At 64.0% G+C, this 24,262-nt stretch carries 27 protein-coding genes and 1 other RNA gene; 17 read left to right on the forward strand and 11 right to left on the reverse strand.

Annotated features, from left to right (window positions below; genetic code table 11):
- Positions 1–3: 3 nt before the first annotated feature.
- The 3 genes from L338_RS01055 to L338_RS01065 are packed head-to-tail and all read right to left on the reverse strand — an operon-like array spanning position 4 to position 2,885.
- The gene (locus L338_RS01055) at positions 4–432 is read right to left on the reverse strand and encodes a hypothetical protein (protein ID WP_022696503.1); all 429 of its coding nucleotides are present in this window, start codon (positions 430–432) and stop codon (positions 4–6) included.
- A gap of 2 nt (positions 433–434) precedes the next feature.
- Positions 435–851 carry an OmpA family protein gene (locus L338_RS16120; RefSeq protein WP_022696504.1) on the reverse strand — a complete coding sequence of 139 codons (417 nt, stop codon included), beginning with the start codon at positions 849–851 and terminating at the stop codon, positions 435–437.
- Positions 852–899: 48 nt separating this feature from the next.
- The gene (locus L338_RS01065) at positions 900–2,885 is read right to left on the reverse strand and encodes an acetyl-CoA carboxylase biotin carboxylase subunit (protein ID WP_022696505.1); all 1,986 of its coding nucleotides are present in this window, start codon (positions 2,883–2,885) and stop codon (positions 900–902) included.
- Positions 2,886–2,970: 85 nt separating this feature from the next.
- Between L338_RS01065 and L338_RS01070 the strand changes: the two genes are divergently transcribed.
- Positions 2,971–3,987, forward strand: a complete 1,017-nt coding sequence (locus L338_RS01070) for a glycoside hydrolase family 5 protein (RefSeq protein ID WP_022696506.1) — start codon at positions 2,971–2,973, stop codon at positions 3,985–3,987.
- Here L338_RS01070 and L338_RS01075 read toward each other — a convergent pair.
- The 3 genes from L338_RS01075 to fumC are packed head-to-tail and all read right to left on the reverse strand — an operon-like array spanning position 3,984 to position 6,212.
- Positions 3,984–4,187: a ribbon-helix-helix domain-containing protein gene (locus L338_RS01075; protein ID WP_022696507.1), complete on the reverse strand. Its 204-nt coding sequence runs from the start codon at positions 4,185–4,187 to the stop codon at positions 3,984–3,986. The genes L338_RS01070 and L338_RS01075 overlap by 4 nt on opposite strands.
- A 5-nt stretch (positions 4,188–4,192) precedes the next feature.
- Positions 4,193–4,816 carry an NADPH-dependent F420 reductase gene (locus L338_RS01080; protein WP_022696508.1) on the reverse strand — a complete coding sequence of 208 codons (624 nt, stop codon included), beginning with the start codon at positions 4,814–4,816 and terminating at the stop codon, positions 4,193–4,195.
- A 4-nt stretch (positions 4,817–4,820) separates the two neighbouring features.
- Entirely contained in the window at positions 4,821–6,212 is a 1,392-nt protein-coding gene (gene fumC / locus L338_RS01085; protein WP_022696509.1) for a class II fumarate hydratase, read from the reverse strand.
- Positions 6,213–6,346: 134 nt separating this feature from the next.
- On the opposite strand from fumC, the gene L338_RS01090 reads away from it, so the two are divergent.
- Positions 6,347–6,784 (forward strand): RusA family crossover junction endodeoxyribonuclease, encoded by a 438-nt coding sequence (locus tag L338_RS01090; RefSeq protein WP_241762220.1) that lies wholly within the window; start codon positions 6,347–6,349, stop codon positions 6,782–6,784.
- 1 nt (position 6,785) lies between these two features.
- Here the strand turns inward: L338_RS01090 and L338_RS01095 are convergent, their stop codons facing one another.
- The 4 genes from L338_RS01095 to L338_RS01105 all read right to left on the reverse strand — a co-directional run bounded on the left by L338_RS01095 (position 6,786) and on the right by L338_RS01105 (position 9,866).
- Positions 6,786–7,307 (reverse strand): SspB family protein, encoded by a 522-nt coding sequence (locus L338_RS01095; protein WP_022696511.1) that lies wholly within the window; start codon positions 7,305–7,307, stop codon positions 6,786–6,788.
- Positions 7,308–7,407: 100 nt separating this feature from the next.
- Positions 7,408–7,783: a transfer-messenger RNA gene (gene ssrA, locus L338_RS16850) on the reverse strand.
- A 1-nt stretch (position 7,784) separates the two neighbouring features.
- On the reverse strand, positions 7,785–8,702 hold the full coding sequence (locus L338_RS01100) for a DUF3667 domain-containing protein (RefSeq protein ID WP_022696512.1): 918 nt from the start codon (positions 8,700–8,702) through the stop codon (positions 7,785–7,787).
- A 6-nt stretch (positions 8,703–8,708) separates the two neighbouring features.
- Entirely contained in the window at positions 8,709–9,866 is a 1,158-nt protein-coding gene (locus L338_RS01105) for a dipeptidase (protein WP_022696513.1), read from the reverse strand.
- Positions 9,867–9,950: 84 nt separating this feature from the next.
- Here L338_RS01105 and L338_RS01110 point away from each other — a divergent pair, with 84 nt between their 5' ends.
- Positions 9,951–10,745 (forward strand): thymidylate synthase, encoded by a 795-nt coding sequence (locus tag L338_RS01110; RefSeq protein WP_022696514.1) that lies wholly within the window; start codon positions 9,951–9,953, stop codon positions 10,743–10,745.
- Complete coding sequence (locus L338_RS01115) at positions 10,742–11,260, forward strand: dihydrofolate reductase (protein WP_022696515.1); 519 nt, start codon at positions 10,742–10,744, stop codon at positions 11,258–11,260. The genes L338_RS01110 and L338_RS01115 overlap by 4 nt, the downstream gene beginning before the upstream one ends.
- Here L338_RS01115 and L338_RS01120 read toward each other — a convergent pair.
- Positions 11,257–11,592 carry a hypothetical protein gene (locus tag L338_RS01120; RefSeq protein WP_152485775.1) on the reverse strand — a complete coding sequence of 112 codons (336 nt, stop codon included), beginning with the start codon at positions 11,590–11,592 and terminating at the stop codon, positions 11,257–11,259. The genes L338_RS01115 and L338_RS01120 overlap by 4 nt on opposite strands.
- A 139-nt stretch (positions 11,593–11,731) precedes the next feature.
- On the opposite strand from L338_RS01120, the gene hflK reads away from it, so the two are divergent.
- From hflK to rodA, 13 genes are all read left to right on the forward strand, one after another.
- Positions 11,732–12,865, forward strand: coding sequence for an FtsH protease activity modulator HflK (hflK, locus tag L338_RS01125; RefSeq protein ID WP_022696517.1), 1,134 nt, complete (start codon positions 11,732–11,734; stop codon positions 12,863–12,865).
- Positions 12,862–13,758, forward strand: coding sequence for a protease modulator HflC (hflC, locus tag L338_RS01130; RefSeq protein ID WP_022696518.1), 897 nt, complete (start codon positions 12,862–12,864; stop codon positions 13,756–13,758). Before hflK ends, hflC begins: the two co-directional genes overlap by 4 nt.
- A gap of 23 nt (positions 13,759–13,781) precedes the next feature.
- Positions 13,782–13,970: a DUF2065 domain-containing protein gene (locus L338_RS17860; RefSeq protein WP_277813409.1), complete on the forward strand. Its 189-nt coding sequence runs from the start codon at positions 13,782–13,784 to the stop codon at positions 13,968–13,970.
- Positions 13,970–15,376 (forward strand): Do family serine endopeptidase, encoded by a 1,407-nt coding sequence (locus L338_RS01140; protein ID WP_022696520.1) that lies wholly within the window; start codon positions 13,970–13,972, stop codon positions 15,374–15,376. Before L338_RS17860 ends, L338_RS01140 begins: the two co-directional genes overlap by 1 nt.
- Positions 15,377–15,378: 2 nt before the next feature.
- Positions 15,379–16,311 carry a tRNA (adenosine(37)-N6)-dimethylallyltransferase MiaA gene (gene miaA / locus L338_RS01145; protein WP_022696521.1) on the forward strand — a complete coding sequence of 311 codons (933 nt, stop codon included), beginning with the start codon at positions 15,379–15,381 and terminating at the stop codon, positions 16,309–16,311.
- Positions 16,308–17,261 carry a ketol-acid reductoisomerase gene (gene ilvC / locus L338_RS01150; protein WP_022696522.1) on the forward strand — a complete coding sequence of 318 codons (954 nt, stop codon included), beginning with the start codon at positions 16,308–16,310 and terminating at the stop codon, positions 17,259–17,261. Before miaA ends, ilvC begins: the two co-directional genes overlap by 4 nt.
- Positions 17,262–17,365: 104 nt before the next feature.
- Positions 17,366–17,848: a hypothetical protein gene (locus L338_RS01155; RefSeq protein ID WP_022696523.1), complete on the forward strand. Its 483-nt coding sequence runs from the start codon at positions 17,366–17,368 to the stop codon at positions 17,846–17,848.
- 6 nt (positions 17,849–17,854) lie between these two features.
- Positions 17,855–18,586: a TVP38/TMEM64 family protein gene (locus L338_RS01160; RefSeq protein WP_022696524.1), complete on the forward strand. Its 732-nt coding sequence runs from the start codon at positions 17,855–17,857 to the stop codon at positions 18,584–18,586.
- 55 nt (positions 18,587–18,641) lie between these two features.
- Positions 18,642–19,679 carry a rod shape-determining protein gene (locus L338_RS01165; protein WP_022696525.1) on the forward strand — a complete coding sequence of 346 codons (1,038 nt, stop codon included), beginning with the start codon at positions 18,642–18,644 and terminating at the stop codon, positions 19,677–19,679.
- 33 nt (positions 19,680–19,712) lie between these two features.
- A complete protein-coding gene (locus L338_RS01170) occupies positions 19,713–20,732 on the forward strand; it encodes a rod shape-determining protein MreC (RefSeq protein ID WP_022696526.1) in 1,020 nt (339 codons plus the stop codon).
- Positions 20,729–21,256 carry a hypothetical protein gene (locus tag L338_RS16125; protein WP_022696527.1) on the forward strand — a complete coding sequence of 176 codons (528 nt, stop codon included), beginning with the start codon at positions 20,729–20,731 and terminating at the stop codon, positions 21,254–21,256. Before L338_RS01170 ends, L338_RS16125 begins: the two co-directional genes overlap by 4 nt.
- Entirely contained in the window at positions 21,253–23,112 is a 1,860-nt protein-coding gene (mrdA, locus tag L338_RS01180; protein ID WP_022696528.1) for a penicillin-binding protein 2, read from the forward strand. The genes L338_RS16125 and mrdA overlap by 4 nt, the downstream gene beginning before the upstream one ends.
- Positions 23,109–24,257 (forward strand): rod shape-determining protein RodA, encoded by a 1,149-nt coding sequence (gene rodA, locus L338_RS01185; RefSeq protein ID WP_022696529.1) that lies wholly within the window; start codon positions 23,109–23,111, stop codon positions 24,255–24,257. The genes mrdA and rodA overlap by 4 nt, the downstream gene beginning before the upstream one ends.
- Positions 24,258–24,262 lie beyond the last annotated feature (5 nt).

Raw genomic sequence — 24,262 nt, forward strand, 5'->3', positions numbered from 1 at the left:
CGCTCAGGCGCGCGCCCAGAAACGGGTCCAGTAGGCCGCGGCGGCAAAGAGGGCGGCGGAAATCAGGATGTTGGGGATCAGCGCCGCGCGCGCCAGGCGGCCGGGATCGAAGAGTTCGGGATTGGCGCCGGTCAGGAAGGCCGGCACGAAGAATGCCGATAAAAGCAGGTGGACGGTGAACAGGGCGAAGGCCGTCGCCACGCCCAGCCAGACGGAGCGCCCGACCGCCCGCGCGCGATTGGCGAACAGGCAGACGGCCGGATAAATCAGCCCGATCCAGAACAGCAACCATAGCCCGGCCAGGGCCAGTGGCGTGAAGGCCTGAGCCAGATGCAGCAGGACAGCCGCGACCGCCAGCGCGGCGGCGCCGCGATAAAGATCACGCGGCCCGGCGGAGGCGCCGGGATCGAAAAGCGCCGCGGCGACCGTCATGCTTAAGGAATGAACCGGACCTCGACCCGGCGGCGCATCGGCACGGTTTCGCCGTCCGCGGTCTTGGCGCCGGCTTCGCCAACGGGGGTGAGCTTGATCTGTTGCGGCTGCACGCCGCGCGCGGTCAGCCCGTCCAGCACCGCCTGCGCGCGTTCGCCTGCGATCCGCTGATTCAGCGTCTCGTTCCCGACCGCGTCCGTATAACCCACGACTTCCAGCGATCCGCCCGCGCAACCGGAAAGGCGTTCCGCCGCCACGTCCAGAAGTTCCTGCGCCGGGGCGCTGAGCCCTTTCTCGTCACGGGCAAAATAGACCGGGAAGGTTTCCGCCAGACAGGCGCTGACCTCATCGCCGCTGTCAGGCGCGGTGGCGCAGGCGGAGAGGATCAAGGCCGCGGCCGGAAAGAGAAAACGCTTCATAAATGCCCCCACATTCTTCGCCGTAAAATTGCGGCGGTTGACCCGAGCCTACTCCATTTCGGCCAGCGCGTCGTCCGCCGCCACGGTGTCGCCCGCTTTCACCGGTATTGACTTGATCACGCCATCGGCTTCAGCGCGAATAACATTTTCCATTTTCATCGCCTCGACGATGGCGATGGGCTCGCCCGCCTTCACTTCCTGACCTTCCTCGACCTCCAGAGAGACCACCAGGCCCGGCATCGGGCAAAGGACGGTCTTGGCGAGGTCGCCGGCGTCGGGTTCTGGCAGGATGGCGTGCAGCTCGGCCATGCGCGGCGAACAGACCAGCGCGCGGCCTTTCACGCCGCCAAGGCGCAGGACATATCCTTCCGCGCGGTCGTGCATCTCCACGCTGAAGGCTTCGCCGTCCAGCCTGCCCTCGAACAGGACATGACCGGGGATCCAGCCGGTTTCCAGCGTGGCGGACCGGTCCTCGATCGTCAGATCGGCGCCGGCATCTGTCAGGTCGATACGAACCGGAATCTGGTGCTCGCCGAACAGCACGACCCAGTCCTTGCGCTTCGCGACATGTTTGCCATTGATCCGGCCGGTGGCCTGCGCCGCGCGGCGGGTGAAGATGGCGTGAGCGTAGGCGGCGACGGCTGAAAGCAGGCGAACCTGAGCGGGATCGGGCGAGAGCCCCTGAAACCCGTCGGGAAATTCTTCCTCGATATATTTTGTGGTCAGGCGCCCCTCGCGGAAACGGTCCTGAGACAGCACGGCGGCGACGAAGGGAATATTCGTCTGCACGCCCTCGATCAGGTAGCGGTCCAGCGCGGCGGCCAGCGTATCGATGGAGTCGATGCGGGTCGGGCCATAGCCGATCAGCTTGGCGACCATCGGATCGTAGAACAGCGAAATCTCGTCTCCCTCACGCACGCCGGTATCGAGACGCACGCCGTCGCCTTCTTCCGGCGGCTGGCAGCGCGCCAGGCGGCCGATGCTGGGCAGGAAGCTGCGATAGGGATCCTCGGCATAGACGCGGGCTTCCATGGCCCAGCCGTCCAGCTTCAGCTCGTCCTGCTTGATGGGCAGCTCCTTGCCATCGGCCACGCGGATCATCTGCTCGACCAGATCCAGGCCGGTGATCAGCTCGGTCACCGGATGCTCCACCTGCAGACGGGTGTTCATTTCCAGGAAATAGAAGGATTTGTCCGGACCGGCGACGAATTCCACCGTGCCGGCGCTGTCATAGCCCACGGCCTCGGCGAGCGCGACGGCCTGCGCGCCCATTTTCGCGCGCGTTTCCTCGTCGATGAACGGGGAGGGGGCCTCCTCGATGACTTTCTGATTGCGGCGCTGGATGGAACATTCGCGCTCGCCCAGATGGATCACATGGCCGTGCTTGTCGCCGAGAACCTGAATTTCGATATGGCGCGGCTGTTCGATGAATTTCTCGATCAGGATGCGGTCGTCGCCGAAGGAGGATTTCGCTTCGTTGCGGGCGGACTTGAAGCTGTCGGCGAGGTCCTTGGGATCATGCACGATGCGCATGCCCTTGCCGCCGCCGCCGGCGGACGCCTTGACCATGACCGGGTAGCCGATCTTGTCAGCGGCGGTCTTCGCGTCTTCGGCGTTCTCGATCTCTCCGGGCGCGCCGGGGATCGTGCTGACGCCCGCTTCGCCGGCCAGCCGCTTGGATTCGATCTTGTCGCCCATGGCGCGGATGGCGTGCGCGTTGGGGCCGATCCAGATCAGGCCCTCTTTTTCCACGCGCTCCGCAAATCCGGCATTTTCCGACAGGAAGCCGAAGCCCGGATGGATGGCGTCCGCGCCGGTCTCTTTCGCGGCCGCGATGACCTTGTCGGCGTCCAGATAGGATTCGGCGGCGGGCGGCGGCCCGATGAATACGGCCTCGTCAGCCTGCTCAACGGCGAGGCTCGCCGCATCGGCTTCGGAGTAGACGACGACCGTTTTTACGCCGAGGCGCTTGCAGGTCTTGATAACGCGGCAGGCGATTTCGCCCCGGTTGGCAATAAGAATCTTCGAAATCATGGCATAGGTCTAGCATGTCAGGATGGCGTCGCGAGTCCGTCTTAATCACAAGCGCGGCGGCGGTGGAAGGGCAGGGAGGTCTCGCATGCGCTGGATGACTGGAATGGCGGCTCTTGCCGTGGCGGCCTGCGGCGCGGAATTCGCCCCGGATGTCAGCGAAGCGCCTGTCGCGCCCACGGCGTCCCGCGCGGAATTCCCGGTGCAGCGCTGCGTCAATCTGGCGAACGCCCTGAACGCGCCGGTGGAGGGCGACTGGGGCTATGCGATCACGCAGGGGGACCTGCAAACCATCGCCGACGGCGGGTTCGACACGGTGCGCGTCCTGATCGACTGGCACAGTCATGCGCTGGAGGCCGCGCCCTACACAGTGGATCCGGAGCGGTTTGCACGGATCGACGAGGTGATCGCTCAGGCGTTCGAGGCCGATCTGAATGTCATCATCGACATGCATTCCTATACGGACATGAAAGACCGTCCGGATTTTCATGCCCCGCGCGTCCTCGCCATCTGGCGGCAGATCGGCGAGCGATACCGGGATTACCCGGACAGCCTGATCTTCGAGCCGGTGAACGAGCCGATCCGGAAACTGTCAGGCGAGAAGTGGTTCGCGTTGGCGGAGGAACTGGTCGATGCGATCCGCGAGACCAATCCGGCCCGGACAATCATTCTGGGCGGGGACGACTGGTCGAGCGTCGAGGGGCTGATGCGGCTGCGCCTGCCGGATGACCCGTACCTGGTCGCAACTTTCCATTATTACGAACCTTTCGATTTCACCCACCAGGGGGCGAGCTGGTTCAAGAATGCGCCGCCTGTGGGGACGGGTTTTGGCGCCAGTCACGAAATCGAGGCGGTTCAACACGATATCGCCAAGGCGCAGGACTGGGCGGAGCGGAACCGGACGCCGGTTTTTCTGGGCGAGTTCGGGCCGATCCGGCACGGCGAAACAGCGGACCGGGCGGTATGGACGAAAACCGTGCGCGAGGCGGCGGAGGCCGGCGGCATGGGCTGGTGCTATTTCGATTTCACCGCCGGTTTCGACATTTATGACAGTGATGCCGGAGACTGGGTCGCGCCCGTTCACGCCGCGCTGATGGAAGACTAGCGGCAGGCCCGTTCGAGCAGCCAGACGCGCACGGCGCTGGCGAGGCCCTGTTCGGGATCACGGCCCTTGTCGATTTCGGTGATCAGGCCCGCCATGGAGCGGCCGTCCGCAGCTGCGGCGCTATCCAGCGCCGCCCAGAATTCCGGCTCAAGCGCAATGGAGGTGCGGTGACCGGCGATGGAGAGGGAGCGCTTCTCCACCGTGGTCAGCGCCGAAGAAGAGCGAACGTGAAATCGCTCCGGTCGCCATAGATCGTGGAAATCTCGATCCAGTGCCAGGCAAGGCGCTCTGTCGTGCGGGCGGCGGCCAGAGGGCCGGCGTCATACGGATCGAATCCAATGTCCCGGGCCAGCTTGAAGATGGTCTCCTTGGCCGCCTGATCGCCGCCGGCGACGGCCAGCGCGGCGCGCTGATCGCCATAGACCGGATTGGCCATGGCCTCGACGCCCACCGTGTTGAACGCCTTGATGACCTGCGCCTTGGGGATCAGTTCGGCGATAGTCTCGCCGCCCGAATGCTGGCTGGCGTGATCGACGTCCAGAAAGTCCTCGCCGATAGGGTTGGTGGCGTCGATGATCAGACGCCCGGGCAGTCCACCCAGCTTGCCGACAACGTCCGCTGCGACAGCCCAGGGCACGGCGAGCAGGACGATTTCAACCTCCTCGACCGCTTCTTCGGCCGAATATACGGCGCAACCGAGATCGCGCAGCGGGTCGTATTTCTCCAGCTCCGGCCGCGGAGCGCCGAACGTTACCTCGTGTCCGGCCTCCACGAAGCGCCGTCCCAGCGTCGCCCCGACTTTTCCCGGCCCGATGACGGCGATTTTCATGGCGTCAGCCCGGTTTCACCATCTTCGCCGGGTCGACGATTTCGTCGAACTCGGCCTCGGTGACGTAGCCGAGGGCGAGGGCGGATTCCTTGAGGGTCGTGCCCTCCTTGTGCGCTTTCTTGGCGACCTCGGTGGCCTTGTCATAGCCGATCTTGGGGTTCAGCGCGGTGACCAGCATGAGAGAGCGGTTCACCAGTTCCTCGATCCGGTCCTCGTTGGCGGTGATGCCCTCGACGCAGCGCTCTGCGAAGCTGTCGGCGGCGTCGGCCAGCAGGCGGATGGACTGCATCATGTTGTAGGCCATGACCGGCTTGAAGACGTTCAGCTCGAAATGGCCCTGGCTGCCGGCCATGCCCATGGCGGCGTTATTGCCCATGACCTGGGTGCAAACCATGGTCATGGCCTCGCATTGGGTCGGGTTCACCTTGCCGGGCATGATTGATGAGCCAGGCTCGTTTTCCGGCAGGCTGATCTCCGATATGCCGGAGCGCGGACCGGAGCCGAGCAGGCGGATATCGTTGGCGATCTTGAACAGGGACGCGGCGACCGTGTTCAGCGCGCCGTGAGCGAAGACATAGGCGTCATGCGCAGCCAGCGCCTCGAACTTGTTTTCGGCGGTTACGAAGGGAAGGCCGGTCATATCGGCGACTTCCTGCGCGAAAGCTTCGGCGAAGCCTTCTTTCGTATTGATGCCGGTGCCTACCGCCGTGCCGCCCTGCGCCAGCGGATAGAGATTTTCCAGTCCGTCCTGGAGGCGGGCGATGCCCAGCTCGATCTGGCGGACATAGCCGGAAAATTCCTGGCCCAGCGTCAGGGGCGTGGCGTCCTGAAGGTGGGTGCGGCCGATCTTCACGATGTCCTTGAACTGTTTGGCCTTCACGTCGATGGAGCCGTGCAGGCGCTCCAGCGCCGGGATCAGGCGGCCGGCGATTTCCTGCGCCGCGGCGATATGCATGGCGGTCGGGAACGTGTCGTTGGAGGATTGGCCGCGATTGACGTGATCGTTCGGGTGGACGGGGTTCTTCGTGCCGATCTTGCCGCCCATGATCTCGATCGCGCGGTTCGAGATGACCTCGTTCGCATTCATGTTAGACTGCGTGCCGGAGCCGGTCTGCCAGACCGATAGCGGGAAGTGGTCGTCCCAGCGGCCTTCGGCGACTTCGCCGGCGGCCTTCGCTATGGCGTCGGCGATTTCCGGCTCCAGAGCGCCCAGCTGTTTGTTGGCCAGCGCGGCGCAGCGCTTGATGACGCCCAGCGCATGAACAACCGGGACCGGCATGGTTTCATCGCCAATCGGGAAATTGATCAGCGAACGCGCAGACTGCGCGCCCCAGTATTTGTCGGCCGGAATTTCCAGCTCGCCGAAGGAATCGGATTCTTTGCGCGTGTCGGTCATGCTGTCCCTTTTAATCTGGGCGTGTCGGTTCGTTGCCGTTCTCATGCCCCGAGGGCGTGGGGTGATCAATCCCCGGCGCTGGAACTGCGTGGTTTCTCCAACGACATAAGGACGCGGCTTGGGATCGCCAGCCTTTGCGCTATCGTTTCTCGCCAGACAGCCGCGCCGACGGGCGGCCAGCAGGGATGGCGGGCATGGAGCCGGGCGAACTGGAAGAAACGGAACTAAAGGGGCGCGGCAAGGTGCGGGCTGGCCATGCGGGGGATTCGCTGGTCCTGCGCATTGACGCCCTGACCACCCAGACGCGGCGCTTCAAGCCGCTGGTCCGCGAATTTTTCCGGAAAGAGTTTCGCGCCGCCCGGCCTGTCTTCGGCGACTACCAGGTGGAAATCCTGATCATCCAGCCGGACGAAACGCGCGGCAAGCATGACGTGGACAATGTCGCAAAGGCAATCCTGGATGCGCTGACAGGCGCGGCGTTCCGGGACGATGTGCAGGTGACGAAGCTGACAGTCGAGAAAATCAGCGGCGACCGGCCGCGTCTGTGGGTGCGGGCCAGCCCGCGGGCCTAGCCTATTTGCGGCGGAAGGCGTCCAGCGACACGACATCGCCGCCATTGTCGCCGCCGGTATGTTCGGCGGTTTCCGCCTTGTCTTCGGCGGCTTTCTTCCTGTCGGATTTCGGCCCGGGGCCGCGCTTGATCGCGCCGGATTTCTTGGCGGCGTCGGCGGCGGGCGTATCCGCGTCGAATTGCAGCGCAAAGCGGACGCTGGGATCGTAGAACTTGGTGATGGCCGCATAGGGGACGCAGAGATATTTCGGCACGCCGCCGAATTTCAGCGTCACTTCGAAGGAATCCTCATTGGCTGACAGCTCCCAATACTGGTGCTCCAGCACGATGGTGATTTCTTCGGGGTAGGAGGCGACAAGCTCCGGATCGATATCGACGCCGGGCGCCTGGGTCTGGAAAGTGACATAGAAGTGGTGCTCGCCCGGAAGGCCGCCCTCGCGGGCGATCCGCTTCAAGGCTTTCTTCACAACGCCGCGGAGCGCCTCGCGCGCCATGACGTCATACCGCATGTGGTCCGTAGACAACCCGTCGATCCCCCCTGATCCAGACAGGTAGAAAACCTAACCGTGAGCGGGGCGCAGTCAATACGGATGCGCGGTGATTGGCTGATATCGTTAAGGGAGAAATGGGGGCTTCTGTTGCCAGGCGCCCCCGGGCCCCGCCTGATCCAGCTAACAGATCAGGGCTTAGATGCGAGATACTCGCGCCGCATTACGCAGCGAGAGCAACCTCTTCAGCATAGTTGTCATTCGCAACTATCAAAAACGGGCTTTTAACGGAGCACCGTCCGGGCAAAAGCAACACCTTTACACGTCTGTCGATCCTAATTCGGCCCCGTCAAAGGCCCTCCGGCAAAGGGTTCTTCACTCCGAAGGGTCTTTGGTGGAGCCGCCGGGAATCGCACCCGGGTCCAGACCGCTTATTGCGTGCGCGTTTATCGCCATAGTCCGCCGAAGCGAACAGCATGAATATAGGGGCGATAGAGGTTAATTTGAAGTGGGTTACTGGAACGCGGCCACGAACAGCAAACCCAGAGACGCGCCCACGGCAGCCAGAGAATAAGCTATTGCGATGGGAAGCACGCGCAGCGCCGCGCCTATTCGGCTGGAGTGATAAAACCCCCTGTCGAACGCATAGAGTCCATAAAGGAAAAACATCGCGGAAATCAGGGCCAGACCAATCGCCGTTGGCGGCCAGCGCCCGAGCCATACGCTCGCGGCAAAAGCCACGCCAAGGCCTATCAGGAAAGCGGAATGAAAATACAGGCTGTGAACGACGTGTTCGACGATTTTCCGGCGCGGATGCAGCGCCAAGTTAATCAGAGCAAAAGCGGCAAGCATGAGCACCATGGCCTGAGCCGCTGCCGCCGCTGCCGCCCTTTCAACGCTGGCAGGGTCGCGCAGCGCGGCTATCGCCATTCGCGCGCCCCATTCCGATTTGACCTGAGCGTGGATTTCCTCCGTGGCCTGCCGCCATTCTTCATCCGAAAGGGTCATGCCTTCTGCAGGCTGCCCCCGGCGGAAAACGGTAACTGTCACTGGAGAGTCCGTCGCCTCCTGCCCCGCCTCAGCGGAGAGGGACTCCGGGAACTGAACGGCCAGCACCCGAAAATCCAATGCTGACATCAGCAGGAAGAACAGGAGGCTGATAATGAGATAAAGCCGGATAGGAGAAGTGAACTTGGCGCGCTCCCCTTCCATATAAGCCCGCCCAAGGCCGCCAGTGCGGGTAAAAAGGGTCTTCAGGGTCACGAGAAAACGCCCGTCCCAGCTCAGGGCTCCGTCCAGCGCATCGCTCACAAGACCAAGGATCGGCCGCTTCAGTTCCTCGCGGGACTGGCCACATTCGGGGCAATAGCGCGAGGCCAGTTCAGCGCCGCAATTGGCGCATTTTTCAAGGCCGGTCGTTGGGGCGCTCATTCTGGGTCAGTCCGGCAAATTCTCGCGCATGAAGCGGATCACGTTTTCGCCGGCGATCAGGCGAATTTCGCGGGGGGTGAAGCCCTGGGCGAGGAGGGCGTCGGTGAGGGCGGCGCGTTCGCCGGAGTCCATGATCACGGTAACCGCGCCGTCATAGTCAGAACCATAAGCGACATGCTCCACGCCCAGCAGGTCGGCGGCGTAGCGGATGGATTGCGCAATGCCGTCCGGCGAGACATCGCAGACTGCCGCGTCCCAGTAGCCAATTCCGATCAACCCGCCGCGGCGGGCGATTTCCACCATCAGTTCGTCCCGGATGTTGCGGGGCGTGTCGCAGGCGCCTTTCAGCCCGGTGTGGGAGACGATCAGCGGCGCGTTGCTAATGGCCAGCACGTCCTCGACCACCGCTTCGGAGGAGTGGGCGAGGTCGATGATCAGGCCTTTTTCCTCGATGGCGCGGACGGCTTCCTGTCCGAAATCGGTCAGCCCGGCATTGGTGACGCCGTGAAGCGAGCCGCCCAGCGCGTTATCGAAGAAATGCTGGAGGCCGATGATGCGGTATCCGGCGGTCCACAGCCGGTCCAGATTGGCGATGTCGCCTTCCAGCGGATGCGCGCCCTCGGTGGCGAGAATGCCAGCCAGCGCGCCGGCGGAAAGAGCGGCGTCGAACTCGGCGGCGGTGCGGACCACGCGAAGCGCGCCATCAGAGTCTTCGGCGAAGTGATGAAGCTTCTCGGATTGATAGACCGCGCGCTCCAGCAGGCTGTTCCAGGTGCGCGGCGGCCAGAGCTGAACCTTCACCAGAAGGTCCAGGTCGTCGCTCTCAGCGGTGTTCTCTTCATAGTTCAGGCCGGAGGGACTCTTGGTCACCGCGGCGAAAACCTGCACGGCCGAATTGGAGTCCTGCAGCCGGGGCAGGTCCACATGACCGCGCTCGCCGCGCTTCAGAAAATCGCGCTTCCACAACATCGTATCGGTGTGCAGATCCGCCAGACGCAGCGAATCCTGGATCGCCGCCGCCTCATCCGAGATGACATAAGGTTCATGGTCTAACGTCTTGTTCTGGCTACGTTCCACCGCGGCGGGCAATATCGCGAAAGCGATGATGGCGGCGATTGCCAGCAGCACCAGAATGCCGATCAGGATTTTCAGAAGACGTGACATATGCTCCCCCCAAGCCCTTACTTATTCGGTAGGCTAGGCCGACTCGGCCATCATGCGACGAGGAAGGACAAGAGGCGAGAGGGCATGCGTCAGTATCTGGATCTGCTTGAGGACGTTCTGGAAAACGGCGTCGAGCGCGGCGACCGCACCGGCGTTGGCACGCGGGGGGTCTTCGGCCGTCAGATGCGGTTCGATTTGTCGGATGGCTTCCCGATGCTCACCACCAAGAAGCTTCACCTCAAATCGATCATCTATGAGCTGCTGTGGTTCCTGCGCGGCGATACCAATGTTCGCTGGCTGCAGGAGCGCGGCGTGAAAATCTGGGACGAGTGGGCCGCCGAGGATGGCGAGCTGGGCCCGGTCTATGGCAAGCAGTGGCGCAGCTGGGCCGCCCCGGATGGCAGCGTGATTGACCAGATTTCCAATGTAACCAGACAGATACGGGAAAATCCTAATTCACGGCGCCTGATCGTTTCGGCCTGGAACCCGGCGGACGTGGATGACATGGCTTTGCCGCCCTGTCACTGCCTGTTCCAGTTTCATGTCGCGGACGGGCGGCTGTCCTGCCAGCTTTATCAGCGCAGCGCGGACATCTTTCTGGGCGTGCCGTTCAATATCGCTTCCTACGCGCTGCTGACGATGATGATGGCGCAGGCGACCGGGAACCGGCCGGGCGATTTCGTGCACACATTCGGCGACGCCCATCTTTACCTGAACCATGTCGAGCAGGCCGAGCTGCAGCTGACGCGCGCGCCGCGTCCCTTGCCGCGCATGGAGATCAATCCGGACAAGCGCGACATCTTCGATTTCGAGTATGAGGATTTCACGCTGAAGGATTACGACCCCCATCCGCACATCAAGGCGCAGGTGGCGGTATGAGCGTCCGGCTCGCCCTGATCGCCGCCCGCGCTTCAAACGGCGTGATAGGTCGGGACGGGGAGTTGCCGTGGCGGCTGGCCTCGGACATGGCCTATTTCAAGCAAACCACGATGGGAAAACCCTGTCTGATGGGCCGCAAGACGTGGGACTCGCTGCCGCCGAAATTCCGGCCTTTGCCTGGCCGGCCTTGCCTCGTGCTGACCCGCGATGAGGGATACGAGGCGGAAGGCGCTGAAATATTCCATGATTTCGACGCCATGGCCTCGCGCGGCCGGATGCTGGCGGAGGAGACCGGCGCCGGAGAAGCAATGGTGATTGGCGGCGAGGCGCTTTACCGCCTCGCCCTGCCGCAAGCGGACCGGGTCTATCTGACCGAGGTCGCCGCCGAGATAGAGGGAGATGCGGTATTCCCTGAACTCGGCGAGGACTGGGTCGAGGTGGCGCGCGAACGCAGCGCGGCGGGGCCGCGCGACGATTACGCCTTCATCCTGCGGACGCTGGACCGCACGCGCTAGATTTTCTTGCGCAGCGACTTTGCGGTGTCGTTCAGCGAATCAAGCGTGTCGGAAAGGCTGTCCTCCAGCGCATGTAACGCGCCGCCCCAACTTTTTTCACCAATGGCTTTGGGGCCGAACAGCGCAATCGCCAGCCCGGCGCCGAACGCCCCGGCCAGGCCGAACGCGATGGCTGTGGTCTTGCCCGCGCGTTTACGGTAGGCGCGCTTGGTCTCGTCCGGCTTTGTCCGCACCCACGCGTAATCGGCGGTGAGGGCGGCCAGGACGAGCGCTCCGGCGGCGCCGGCCGCGAAAAGGGTGGTGTCGTCATATTCACGGAGCGGGTTTTTCATGAAATCATCCTGATCGGGTTTGAACAAAACAGTATCTGACCCCAACAACGCACAGGCCGCCCGCTTGATCCAAAGCGCTCAACCGGCCACATACCTTAATTGAAGAAGCTATGCCGGAAGGCGGAGGGAAGGTTCGCGCATGCCTTGGAATGACAACGCGAATAACGGGGGCGGCCCCTGGGGATCGAGCGGCGGCGGCAGCGGCGGCAAGAATCCGTGGGGGCAAGGCCCGCGCGGCGGCGGCTCCGGCGGCGGAGGCGGCGGTCAACGCCCGCCGGATTTTGACAAGGCGTTCCGCGATGCGCGCGAACGCTTCAAGGGCTTTGGCGGCGGCAAGGGCGGCGGCCTGGCCGTGGTTGTGTTCATTGTCGTGGCGCTGGTCGCCTGGGGTCTTACGGGCGTTTATTTCGTTCAGCCGCAGGAGCAGGGCGTGGAGCTTCGCTTCGGTAAATACTCCGATACGACCCAGCCCGGCATTCAGTATCACTTTCCCTGGCCCATCGAACGCGCCTTCACCCCCGAGGTCACGCGCGTGCAGCGCGTGAATATCGGCTATGAAGATGCGCGCGGTGAACCGCGCGACATCTCCGCCGAAAGCCTGATGCTGACGCAGGACGAGAATATCGTGGATATCGATTTCTCGGTTTTCTGGGTGATCAATGACGCGAGGGATTTCCTGTTCAATGTCGAGGACCCGGAAGGCACGGTAAAGGCCGTGGCCGAAAGCGCGATGCGCGAGGTCGTTGGCAACAACCAGCTTGAGCCGATCATCACGCGCGGCCGTCAGGTGGTGGAACAGGACGCCCGGCAGCTTATGCAGGCGACGCTGGATGAATATGGCGCGGGCATTCAGGTTCGTCAGGTGCAGCTGCAAAAGGCTGATCCGCCAGAGCGGGTGATCGAATCCTTCCGCGACGTCGTGAACGCGGCGCAGGACGCGGAGACGATCATCAACCGCGCCACGGCCTACCGGAACCAGATCGTTCCGGAAGCGCGGGGTACGGCGTCCCAGATCGTTCAGGAGGCCGAGGCCTATCGCGAGCAGGTGGTCGCCGACTCGAGCGGTCAGGCGCAGCGCTTCACCGCCGTCCTCTCAGAGTATCAGCAGGCCCCGGAAGTGACGCGCCAGCGCATGTATCTGGAGACCCTGGAGCGGGTGATGCAGAAAGCCGACAAGATCGTGATCGATGGCGAAACGGCGGAGGGCGTCGTGCCTTACCTGCCGCTGAACGAACTCAACCGTAACCGCGCCGATCAGGGAGGCCAGCAATGAGCCGTTTTATTTCGATAGCTCTGATTGTCGTCATCGCAGGCGGCCTTCTGCTGGTCGTTTCATCGATGTTCGTGGTGAACCAGTACAGCCAGGCGCTGGTGCTGCGCTTCGGTGAAACCGTTGGCGTTGAAAACGCCTGGACCGCCGAAGAGGAAGACCCGGGCCTGAAGTTCAAGGCGCCGTTCATCGACCGCGCGGTGATTTTCTCTCGCAAGCTGCTTGAGCTGGACATGCCTGAGCTGGAAGTCATCGCGAACGATCAGGAGCGGCTGGTGGTGGACGCATTCGCGCGCTACCGCATTACGGATCCGCTGTTGTTCTATCAGGCGGTGCAGAATGTCGACCGGGCGGAGTTGCAGCTTCAGGAATACATGGAAGCCAGTCTTCGCCGCGTTCTGGGTTCGGTTGAATCGGGCGACATCATCTCCGGCCAGCGCGCTGATCTGATGGAACAGATTCGCGCCGACATGAACGACCAGGCGACGGAAGACTCCCTTGGCGTTGCGATCACGGACGTGAAAATCCGTCAGGCGGATCTGCCGCAGCAGAACGCGGAGCGCGTCTATACGCGGATGCAGACCGAGCGCGAGCAGCGCGCGGCGGAAATCCGCGCCGAGGGCGAACAGCGTTCGCGAGAAATCCGCGCCGAGGCGGACAAGACCCGCACCGTCATCCTCGCCGAAGCGCGGGAACAGGCCGAGGTCATCAAGGGTGAGGGCGACGCCCAGAGGAACGCGATCTATGCCGACGCGTATAATCGCGACCCGGAGTTCTTCGCCTTCTACCGGTCTCTCCAGGCGTACGAGAAGTCGATCGAGGAGGGCACTCAGCTTGTCCTGTCGCCTCAATCTGACTTCTTCCGCTACTTCGGCGACCAGGGAGGCCGGCAATAGGCTGGACAGACATCGTCTTCGGGCTGGGTTTCGCGCTGGCGCTTGAGGGCGCCGCCTATGCGCTGTTTCCCGGCCCGATGACGCGCATGATCCGCGATATCGCGGAAAGTCCGGCGGAACGGTTACGGATCGCCGGAATCGTCGCGCTGGCGGCGGGAATCGGTATTATCTGGCTGGCGCGGCACGAAATGGTTCTTGAGGTTTTCAGGTGATGAAACGCATTGCAGCAGCGGCGGCCCTTGCGATTGCGGCCCTGGTTCCAGCCTTCGCCGGCGTACACCCTGCGCCGGACGGTTTCGCGGAACTGTCGCGTGAACTGTCGCCGGCCGTGGTCAATATTTCCACCGCCCAGACGGTCCAGTTCGAAGGCGGCCTGCCGGAATTTCCTCCGGGGTCTCCGCTTGAGCGGTTCAACGAATTCTTTGGCGGTCCGGGCGGCGACCGGATTTCCAATTCTCTTGGCTCCGGTTTCGTGATCGACGCGGACGGCGTGATCGTCACGAACAATCACGTGATCGAGGGCGCGGACGATGTCACCGTTAATTTCATCGACGGCAGCAGCCTGCACGCCGAGGTGATCGGCCGCGATCCGGCGACCGATCTGGCCGTGCTCCGCGTTGACCCGCCGTCTCCCCTGCCGACGGTCAAATGGGGCGACTCCAGTGACGCCGAAGTGGGCGACTGGGTGGTGGCGATCGGCAATCCGTTCGGTCTTGGCGGCACGGTGACGGCCGGCATCATTTCCGCGCGCAACCGTAACATCAACGCCGGCGCCTATGACGACTTCATCCAGACGGATGCGGCGATCAATCGGGGCAATTCCGGCGGTCCGCTGTTCGACATGAATGGCGACGTCATTGGCGTGAATACGGCGATCCTGTCGCCGACCGGCGCCAATGTCGGCATCAGTTTCTCCATCCCGGCGGCCCTGGCCGAGCCAGTGGTGGCGCAGCTTCTGGAATTTGGCGAGACCCGGCGCGGCTGGCTGGGCGTGCGCGTGCAGGCGGTGAATGAGGACGTGGCTGAGGCCTATGGTCTTGATACGCCGCGCGGCGCGCTGATCACCAGCATCACCGAAGACAGTCCGGCGGAGAAGGCGGGGCTGGAGCGCGGCGATCTGGTGCTGTCCTTTGACGGCCGCGCGGTTCGGGAATCGCGCCTGCTGTCGCGCATCGTCGCGGAAACCAAAATCGGCAAGAGCGCGCGCGTCGAATATATCCGCGAAGGCGAACGCCGCACTGCGCAGGTCAAGGTGGAGCGTCTGGAGTCAGAGGTCGCCACAGCGGGCGGTTCCAGCCGTCCCGCGGCGAGCGGTGAAAAGGTTCTGGGTCTGACGCTGGCGCCGCTGACCACGGCGGACCGCCGCAAATACAATATCGCCAATGACGTGAAGGGCGTGCTGATCGTTGACGTCGACAGCGATAGCGACGCCGCCGGCAAAATGCGCGCGGGCGACGTGATCGAGGAGGTGGCGTGGGAGCCGGTCGATACGATCAGCCAGGTGAAAGCCCGCGTTTCCGCCGCTGATGACGGGTCCGGGCGGCCCATCCCCATCCTGGTGAACCGCCGGGGCGATTTGTCCCTGAAAACGGTCAAGCCGCCGCAGAATAACGGCTAGTCATGGCCGCGCCGCGCGCGCTCCTGATCGCCGGCCCCACCGCCAGCGGCAAGACGCGTCTGGCGGTGTCTGTGGCCCGCCGTATCGGCGGAGAGATCGTCAACGCCGATTCAATGCAGGTCTATGCGGATCTGGCGGTTCTCAGCGCCCGCCCGCCGCCCGATGAACAAGAAGGCGTTCCCCATCACCTGTTTGGCCATGTGGGCGGGCCGGAAGCCTATTCGGCGGGCCGCTGGCTGGATGAGGCAATGCTGGTCATCCGCGACATTCAGGACCGGGGACGCGTCCCACTGGTGGTCGGCGGCACCGGACTTTATTTCAAAGCCCTGACGGATGGCCTGGCGGAGACGCCGGATCCGGGCGACGCGGCGCGAAGCGAGGCGCGGCAATATCTGGAAGATCATGGCGTCGAGGCTCTGGCCCGGCGGGCGCATGAACTGGACCCGGACGCGGTGGCAAAGGTCGAAGCGGCCGATACGCAACGGCTTCTGCGTATTGTCGAGGTGGCGGCCGGAACCGGCATGCCGCTTTCCCGGCTTCAGGCGGATACGACGCCGGCGCTGGCTCCTGATGGCTGGCGGGGCGCGGTGCTGATGCCCGACCGTGATGCGCTGAACGCGCGCATCGCCGCACGGTCGGAGGCGATGTTGCAATCGGGCGCGGTTGAGGAAGTCCGCGTATTGCGGGCGCGCGGCCTCGCCGATGACAGGCCGGTGATGAAGGCGCTGGGCGTGCGAACGATTTCAAGGCTGATTGACGCGGAAATTGATCGTGATCAAACGGCGGAAAGATTGACCATCGAAACGCGCCAATACGCCAAACGCCAGCGCACATGGTTTCGCAATCAGACCGGCGACTGGCCGCGGCTTGACCCGCTGGCCAGCAACGCCGAGGAGTCTCTGATCCGGGCGCTGGAGCAAGGAGAAGCCGAATGACAGGCGATGCGATGGCGGCCCTGCGGGAGAAGCGAATAACCCTGATTGGATTGGGAAATCAGGGGCGCGGGCAGGCGATGAACCTCAACGCGGCCGGGCTGCAGGTGGATGTCGCGCTGCGGGAAAATTCATCGAACCGCGCGTCCGCCGCCCGGATCGGCGCGCCGGTCGTGCCGCTGGATACAGCTGCGCAGAACGCCGATCTGCTGGTTTTTCTGGTCCCCGATGAGGTGCAGGGCGCGCTGTGGCGCGAGGTGATTGCGCCGCGTCTCAAACCCGGCGCCGGTCTGATTTTCGCGCACGGATTTTCCGTGCATTTCGGGCACGTAACGCCGCCCGCAGACAGCGACGTCATGTTGGTCTCGCCCAAAGGGGCGGGCGCGAATATGCGCTATCGCGAAGCCTGTAGCTGGGGCGTGCATCAGGATGCCTCTGGCCGCGCAACGCAAACCGCGCAAGCCTATGCGCGCGCCATTGTCGGCCCCGATGCGCGGCTGATCGGGACGAGCTTCGAGGAGGAAGCGGTCAGCGATCTGTTCGGCGAGCAGGTCTCGCTTTGCGGCGGCGTGCCCGCAATGATGCGCATGGCTTTCGAAACCCTGGTCGATGGCGGCGTGTCGCCGGAAATGGCCTATTTTGACGTGGTTCAGGAGATCAAGCTGATCAGCGACCTGATCGCCGCAAAAGGGCTGGCGGGCATGTATGAGGCCGTATCGGACACCGCTGAATTTGGCGCCTACCGTACGGGTCCGCGCCTGGCGAATGAGGCCATGCGCGCCGAGATGCAGGCGATTCTGAAAGACATAAAATCGGGCCGCTTTGCCGCTGACTGGGTGGAAGAGACGGAATCCGGACGCCCTGCGGTGATGGAGCGCCGCGCCGCCAATCAGGCGCATCCGATAGAGGCGGCGGGCCGCGCGGCGCGCAAAGAAGAGGCCGGGGAGACTTGATTTTGCCGCCCGCCCGCGCTTTCGGTGAGTATGGCCGCGCAATATTGCGGCGTGAGAAAGAATTTGCGGCGCAAGCCGTCTGACCGGGGAAGCGCCAACCGTCTATGTCCTATCGTCCATTCAAGCCGCGCGACTATGAAAACGTGAAAGCCGTCGTTTCGCGTCTGTTCGAACAGTCCGGCGGAGCCAAGTCCGTCATGGAGATGCTCGATCTGTCCAGCACGCGCGTCTACGCCTTCACGGACCCGGATTCGAAAAACGATCTGTCCTATGCCCGCGTCGCAAAGCTGACGCAGGAAACGGGCGCCCGCGCGGCGGCGGAACATCTGGCGGGGCTCGCCAGCGGGGCTTTCCTGCCCATCGAGATCGACAGCGATCACGACTGGTACGCAATCGCGGGCGAGGCCAGCCGGTCGAACGCACAAACCCTTTCCGCGCTGATCGAATCACTGAGCGAGTTGAGCGAAACCCCCGGCGAAGTCTCCGCGGCTGAAGCCCGGGTCTTGCTGGAACTGGTGGACCGGCAGATGGCTTTGCTGGCCCTGACGCGGACGCGGCTGATGAAGATCGCCGCCGAAGACGCCTGATCACCGGTGCAAAAGCTGCTCGCCTATATCAACAACATGGACGTGCGCGCCCAGCGCGCCGTCCTTGTTTCTCTGGGCCTGTTCGCGGCGGTGGCGGCGATTTTCGTCGCCGGCCGTTACGGGTTGAGCCTGGATAGCGAGCGGGCGCTGCAGGACTGGTTCGACGGCGTCGCACAAAGCCGCTGGGGCCTGCTGTGGACGATTCTGGCCTTTACCGGGCTCGCCTTTGCGGGCGTGCCTCAGTTTGTCCTGATTGCGGTAACCGTAGTGGCGTTCGGTCCATTGACCGGATTCTTCTACGCATGGATCGCCACGATGGTGTCGGCCAGCGTCGATTTCTGGCTGGGCAAGCTGGTCGGCGGGCGGGTCGTGCGGCGCTATGCCGGATCGGCGGTGAACCGGATATCGCGCTTTGTCGGCCGCAACGGCTTCTGGACCGCGCTGACCGTGCGTGTGGTGCCGTCGGCGCCGTTCATCGTGGTAAACATGGCGCTGGGCGTGACGCATTCGCTTTACTGGCGGTTCGCAGCGGGCACGGGAATCGGCATTATTCCGAAGACGGCGCTGGTCGCCTTCGCCGGGCGGGGGCTGATGGAATTGCTGTCTCAGGCGGACTGGCGCGCCGGCCTGATGGTGGTTCTGGCCGCGGCGTTATGGATCGCGCTGATGCTCTGGGGGCGAAATTTTCTCAAGCGTCGGGAGGCCCGGCATGCGAAAACCCATGACCCCAGCGCTTGAAATCCGCAGCTTGCCCGCGCAATAACGCTCAATTCCTCCTCACACGGACGATTCCATGTTTTCCAATCTTTTCGGTTTCATGTCGGCTGACATTGCGATCGACCTCGGCACGGCGAACACGCTGGTCTATGCCAAGGGACGGTCCATCGTGCTCAACGAGCCCTCGGTTGTAGCGTTTCAAACTGAGAATGGCCGCAAGCGCGTTCTCGCCGTGGGACAGGACGCCAAGATGATGCTGGGCCGCACGCCCGGCAATATTCAGGCGATCCGGCCGATGCGCGACGGCGTCATCGCCGACTTCGAAGTCGCCGAGGAAATGATCAAGCACTTCATCCAGAAAGTGCATAACCGGCGGACATTCGTCTCGCCGCAGATCGTGATCTGCGTGCCCTCCGGCGCCACCGCCGTCGAGCGCCGCGCGATCCACGAATCGGCGCTGGCCGCGGGCGCGCGCAAGGCGCACCTGATCGAGGAACCGGTCGCCGCGGCGCTGGGCGCCGGCCTGCCGATTGATGAGCCGTCGGGCTCCATGGTGGTCGATATCGGCGGCGGCACCACCGAAGTGGCCGTCCTGTCGCTGCAAGGCATTGTCTATGCGCGATCCGTGCGCGTGGGCGGGGATATGATGGATGAAGCCATCATCAACTATATCCGCCGCGCCGAGAATCTTCTGATCGGCGAGACGACCGCAGAGCGCATCAAGCACGAGATCGGCACGGCGACCGAGCCGGAGAAAGGCGATGGCCTGAGCCTGGACGTGAAGGGACGCGACCTGATGCAGGGCGTGCCGCGCGAGATCGACGTCACCGAACGCATGATCGCCGAGGCGCTGGCCGAGCCGGTGGAGCAGATCGTGGACGCCGTGAAGATCGCGCTGGAATCGACGCCGCCGGAGCTGGCGGCCGATATCGTCGACAAGGGCATCATGCTGACCGGCGGCGGGGCGCTTCTGCGCAATCTCGACACCGCGATCCGCGAGCGCACCGGCCTGCCGGTCGCCATCGCCGACGACCCGCTTTCCTGCGTGGTGATCGGTTGCGGCAAGGTTCTTGAAAACCCGAAACTGAGAGGGCTTCTCGCCTCGCCGGTCTAGGCCCTCTATCATGATTTAAGAGGGTGGAGGCCTGTGGTCGAAAGCAGCGAATGGAGAAGCCGGCGGGGCTGGACGACGGCGGTCTACGCGCTTGTCGCGGTGGCCGCGTTGCTGCTGCTTGTCCTGGACCGGCCCGGTAGCCGTCCTTCCGTTCTTGATGACATCCGTGCGCATACGGGCGATTGGGCCGCGCCGGTGATGAGCGCCGTGTCGGCGCCGATCCGGGGCCTGCGGTCGATCTTCGGCGGCGCGTCCGATTACTGGGCGGCCGTCGACGAAAACCGGGAGCTGCGGCAGGAGATCGCCCAACTCAATCAGTGGCGCGATCTGGCCCTGTCGCTGCGCGACAAGGTGCGCGCCTATGAATCCATTCTGGACATCCCCGGCGTGGACGCGGCCGATCCCATCGGCGCGTGGTCCGTCGCAGACGCCAGCGGCCCGTTCGTCCATGCCCGCCTGATTGATGCGGGCTGGGACCGGGGCGTCCGCGAAGGGCATCCGGTTCTGACCGAGCGCGGACTGGTGGGACGGGTGGTTGTCGTGGGCCATAACTCAGCGCGCGTGCTGCTGCTGACGGATTTGAACAGCCGGATTCCGGTGATGACCGAGGATGGCGAGGCGCGCGCCCTTCTGACGGGCGATAATTCGTCCGCCCCGCGCCTTGAGTTCGTTAATCGCGACGCGGTTCTGGAAGAGGACGAACGCATCGTCACCTCGGGCGATGGCGGATTGCTGCCCCGCGGGCTGCCGGTTGGACAAGCCGCGCCCGCGTCCGGCGACGCCTGGCGCGTGCGGCTCTACTCCTCCGGCGACCCGGTCGATATGGTCTGGGTCTATCCATATGACCCCATCATGACTCCTGAGGAAAACCCCGTACCGCAATCGGAACGGCTGATTGAGTCCGCCGAGCGCGAAGCCCGCGCCGAAGCGGCGCGTCTGGCCGGCGAGGCGGCGGCGGAAAGCGTGGAGGCCGAAGCGGCCGCCGAGGAGGAGCAGGGGGAAACCGCGGGAACCGGCGCCGCCAATGCTCAGCAGGCGGGGCAGGGCGGATGAAGAGCGCGCGCTTTGTCGAAGTTTCACGCGCGGGTCCCTCGGCTGTCGTCGCGGTTCTGATTACGCTTGGTCTGGCGATATTTCTGGCGGCGGCGCCGCGCCCCTTCGGACCGGTCGCCGAGCCCTGGCTGCACGCCTGCGTCATCTATTTCTGGACGCACAGACGCCCCAGCATGATGCCGCCGCTTCTCTGCTTCGGGGCGGGGCTTCTGGCGGATCTGATAACGGGCGGTCCGATTGGCCTCTGGGCGCTGTCGCTGACCGGCCTGTCGCTGGCCGCGCGCGTCACCCGGCCGATGGCGGACAGCCAGCCCTGGCCCAAGCGTCTGGGTTATTTTGCATTGTCTCTCGTGTTCATGATCCTGGTCGCGTCGATCGCGCTGGGCGCTGCCGGGGTTAGCGGCGGCGCGCCGCTGCCCGGCATGGCGCTTCATGCTTTGACCACCTTGATCATCTATATTCCTCTGGAGTCGCTTCTGGCCTTTATCGCCGGGCGCGTCGGACTGCGGAGGGGCGCTTTGTGAAACGCAATGATCGCGAAACGACGTTTTCACGCCGCTCCTTCATTCTGGCGGGCGGCGGCGGCCTGATTTTTACGGGCCTCGGTGCGCGTCTGGTCTCCCTGCAGATCAGCCAGACCGAGCGTTACCGGACCCTGTCCGAGGACAACCAGTTCAATTTCCGCCTTCTCACGCCCAGCCGCGGCCGGATTCTGGACCGGAACGGTGAAGTGCTGGCCGATAATCAGGACGCCTATAATGTCCTGATGGTCCCGGACCAGACAGGCGGCGTGGAAGAGGCGATAGATCGCCTGTCCGCGCATATCGAGATTTCGGACGGTCAGCGTCAGCGTATTCTGCGCGAAGTGCAGCGCAATCCGTCCTTCCGGCCCGTCACCATTGCCGAAAATCTGGATTGGGAGACATTCGCGCGCCTGAATGTCCATGCGCCGGACCTTCCCGGCATCCTGCCGGTGGTGGGGGAGGTCCGCTATTATCCCCACGGCCCGATCCTGGCTCATACGACCGGCTATGTCGGCAAGGCCAGCGAGGAAGTGGCCGGCAACGATCCCTTGCTGCGTCACCCCGGATTCCGCATCGGGCGGGATGGGCTGGAGCTCAGCCTGGACGAGCGGCTGCGCGGCGAAGCCGGCGCGCTGAAGGTGGAGGTGGACGCCTATGGCCGCGTGGTGCGCGAACTGCCAGACCCCAAGACCCAGCCCGCGCCGGGCGACGACATTCGCCTGACGCTGGACCTCAAGCTTCAACAATATGCGGCTCAGCGCATGGAGGACGAGGCGGCGAGCGCGGTCGCCATGGATGTGCGGAACGGCGACATTCTGGCGCTGGCTTCCGTGCCTAGCTACGACCCCAATTCGTTCGCCAAGGGCATGAGCCAGAAGGAATATGACGCGCTGCGGGCTGATGAGCGCCAGCCCTTGTTCAAGAAGGCCGTTGGCGGGCTTTATCCCCCGGCTTCCACCTTCAAGCTTCTGGTCGCGCTGGCCGCGCAAAGGCACGGCGTCATGGACCCCGGCGAGCGGGTGTTCTGTTCAGGCCGCATACGGCTTGGCAACCACCCCTTCCACTGCTGGAAACGCGGGGGGCACGGCGCGCTGGATATGGCGGGCGCCATCCAGCATTCCTGTGACATCTATTATTACGAGGCCGCGCGCAGGCTGGGCATCGAGAAGATTGCCGAGACCGCGCGCGAGTTCGGTCTGGGCGAGAAATTCGATATCTCGGTTCCCGGCGTGCAATCGGGCACGGTGCCGGACGAGGCCTGGAAGCTGGCCCGGTTCGGAGAGCGCTGGCAGGGCGGCGAAACCCTGATTGCAGGCATCGGACAGGGTTATCTTTCCACCTCGCCCCTGCAGCTGGCCGTCATGACCGCCAGGCTGGCGACGGGCCGCGCTGTCACGCCCCGGGTTGTGACGGATGGCTCCCCCGGTGCCTTTGCTCATCTCAACTATAACGATGAATCCTTTGCGCTGGTTCGCGAGGCGATGATGTCGGTTTGCGAACAGCCGGGCGGCACGGCCTATTACGCGCTGGGCGGCGGTTTTGAATATGGCGACATGCTGATGGCCGGTAAGTCCGGCACGGGTCAGGTTCGCCGTATCAGCCTGTCTGAACGCGCCACAGGCGTGCTGAAGGGCGATCAGGTGCCGTGGAAATACCGCGACCACGCGCTGTTTGTGTGCTTCGCGCCCTATGAAGACCCCCGTTACGCGGTTGCGGTCGTGGTCGAGCACGGCGTCGGCGGGTCCAGTAACGCCGGCCCGAGAGCCCGCGATATTTTGCGGGCCTGTTTTGAACGCGAGGCAGGACGCGACCCGACGGCTGTCGCCGCCGCGGATACGCCGGAGCGGGATACATGAGTTCGGTCTTCATGGGGTCATCCCGCCCGCGCGGCGTGCTGGCCTTTCTTCACAATTTCGACTGGACGCTGGTTGCGCTTCTGATGCTGCTGGGCGGCATCGGCGTCGGGATGCTCTATTCCGTCGCGGAGGGCGACTGGTCGCCCTGGGCGGTTCGCCACGCCATCCGCTTCTCGCTGGGCGTGGGTCTGATGATGATCGCGGCCCTGATCGATATCCGGATATGGATGGCGATTGCCTACCCGGCCTGGGCGGGCGTCATGGTGCTGTTGCTCGGGGTGGAGTTCTTCGGCTCCGCGGCCATGGGCGCCGAACGCTGGCTGGAGATCGGGCCGATCCGCGTGCAGCCTTCGGAATTGATGAAGATTGCGCTCGTTCTGGCTCTGGCGCGATATTATCACGGCCTTTCGTCGGACAGGGCCAGCGGGTTTCTGGGGCTGATACCGCCGGCCATCCTGATCGGCGCGCCAGTCCTGCTTATCCTGCGGCAACCTGATCTCGGCACGGCGGTGCTGCTGGCGCTTACCGGCGTGGTTATCGTGTTCATGGCCGGCCTGAACTGGTGGATCATCATTTTCGGGGCTGGCGCCGCGGCGGTCGGCGCGCCGCTATTCTATACGTTCGGCCTGCAGGACTATCAGCGGCAGCGCATCTTCACCTTCCTCAATCCGGAAGCCGACCCGATGGGGGAGGGCTACCAGATCCTCCAGTCCAAGATCGCGCTGGGTTCCGGCGGCGTATGGGGCAAGGGGTATATGGAGGGAACGCAAGCGCAGCTCGACTTCCTGCCCGAAAAGCACACCGACTTCATCTTCACCATGCTGGGTGAGGAGTTCGGCCTGATGGGCTGTCTGTTCGTGCTGATCCTTTACGCGCTGGTCTCGGCGCGTCTTATCATGATCGCCACGTCCTGCCGGAACCAGTTCTCGCGGCTCGCTGTGGCGGGTATTGCCGCGACGTTCGTCTCCTACGTCTTCATCAATATCGCGATGGTGACGGGCCTGGCGCCGGTGGTCGGAGTGCCGTTGCCGCTGATTTCCTACGGGGGCACGGTGATCATCACGGTCATGGCCGGCTTCGGCATCGCCCTGTCCGCGCACCTCAATCGCGGACGTGAGCTGGACCGTTCAAGGTCGTTTGTCTGAGCTTT

Origin of the sequence: Euryhalocaulis caribicus, assembly GCF_000412185.1 — a bacterium.
Taxonomy (GTDB): Bacteria; Pseudomonadota; Alphaproteobacteria; order Caulobacterales; family Maricaulaceae; genus Euryhalocaulis; species Euryhalocaulis caribicus.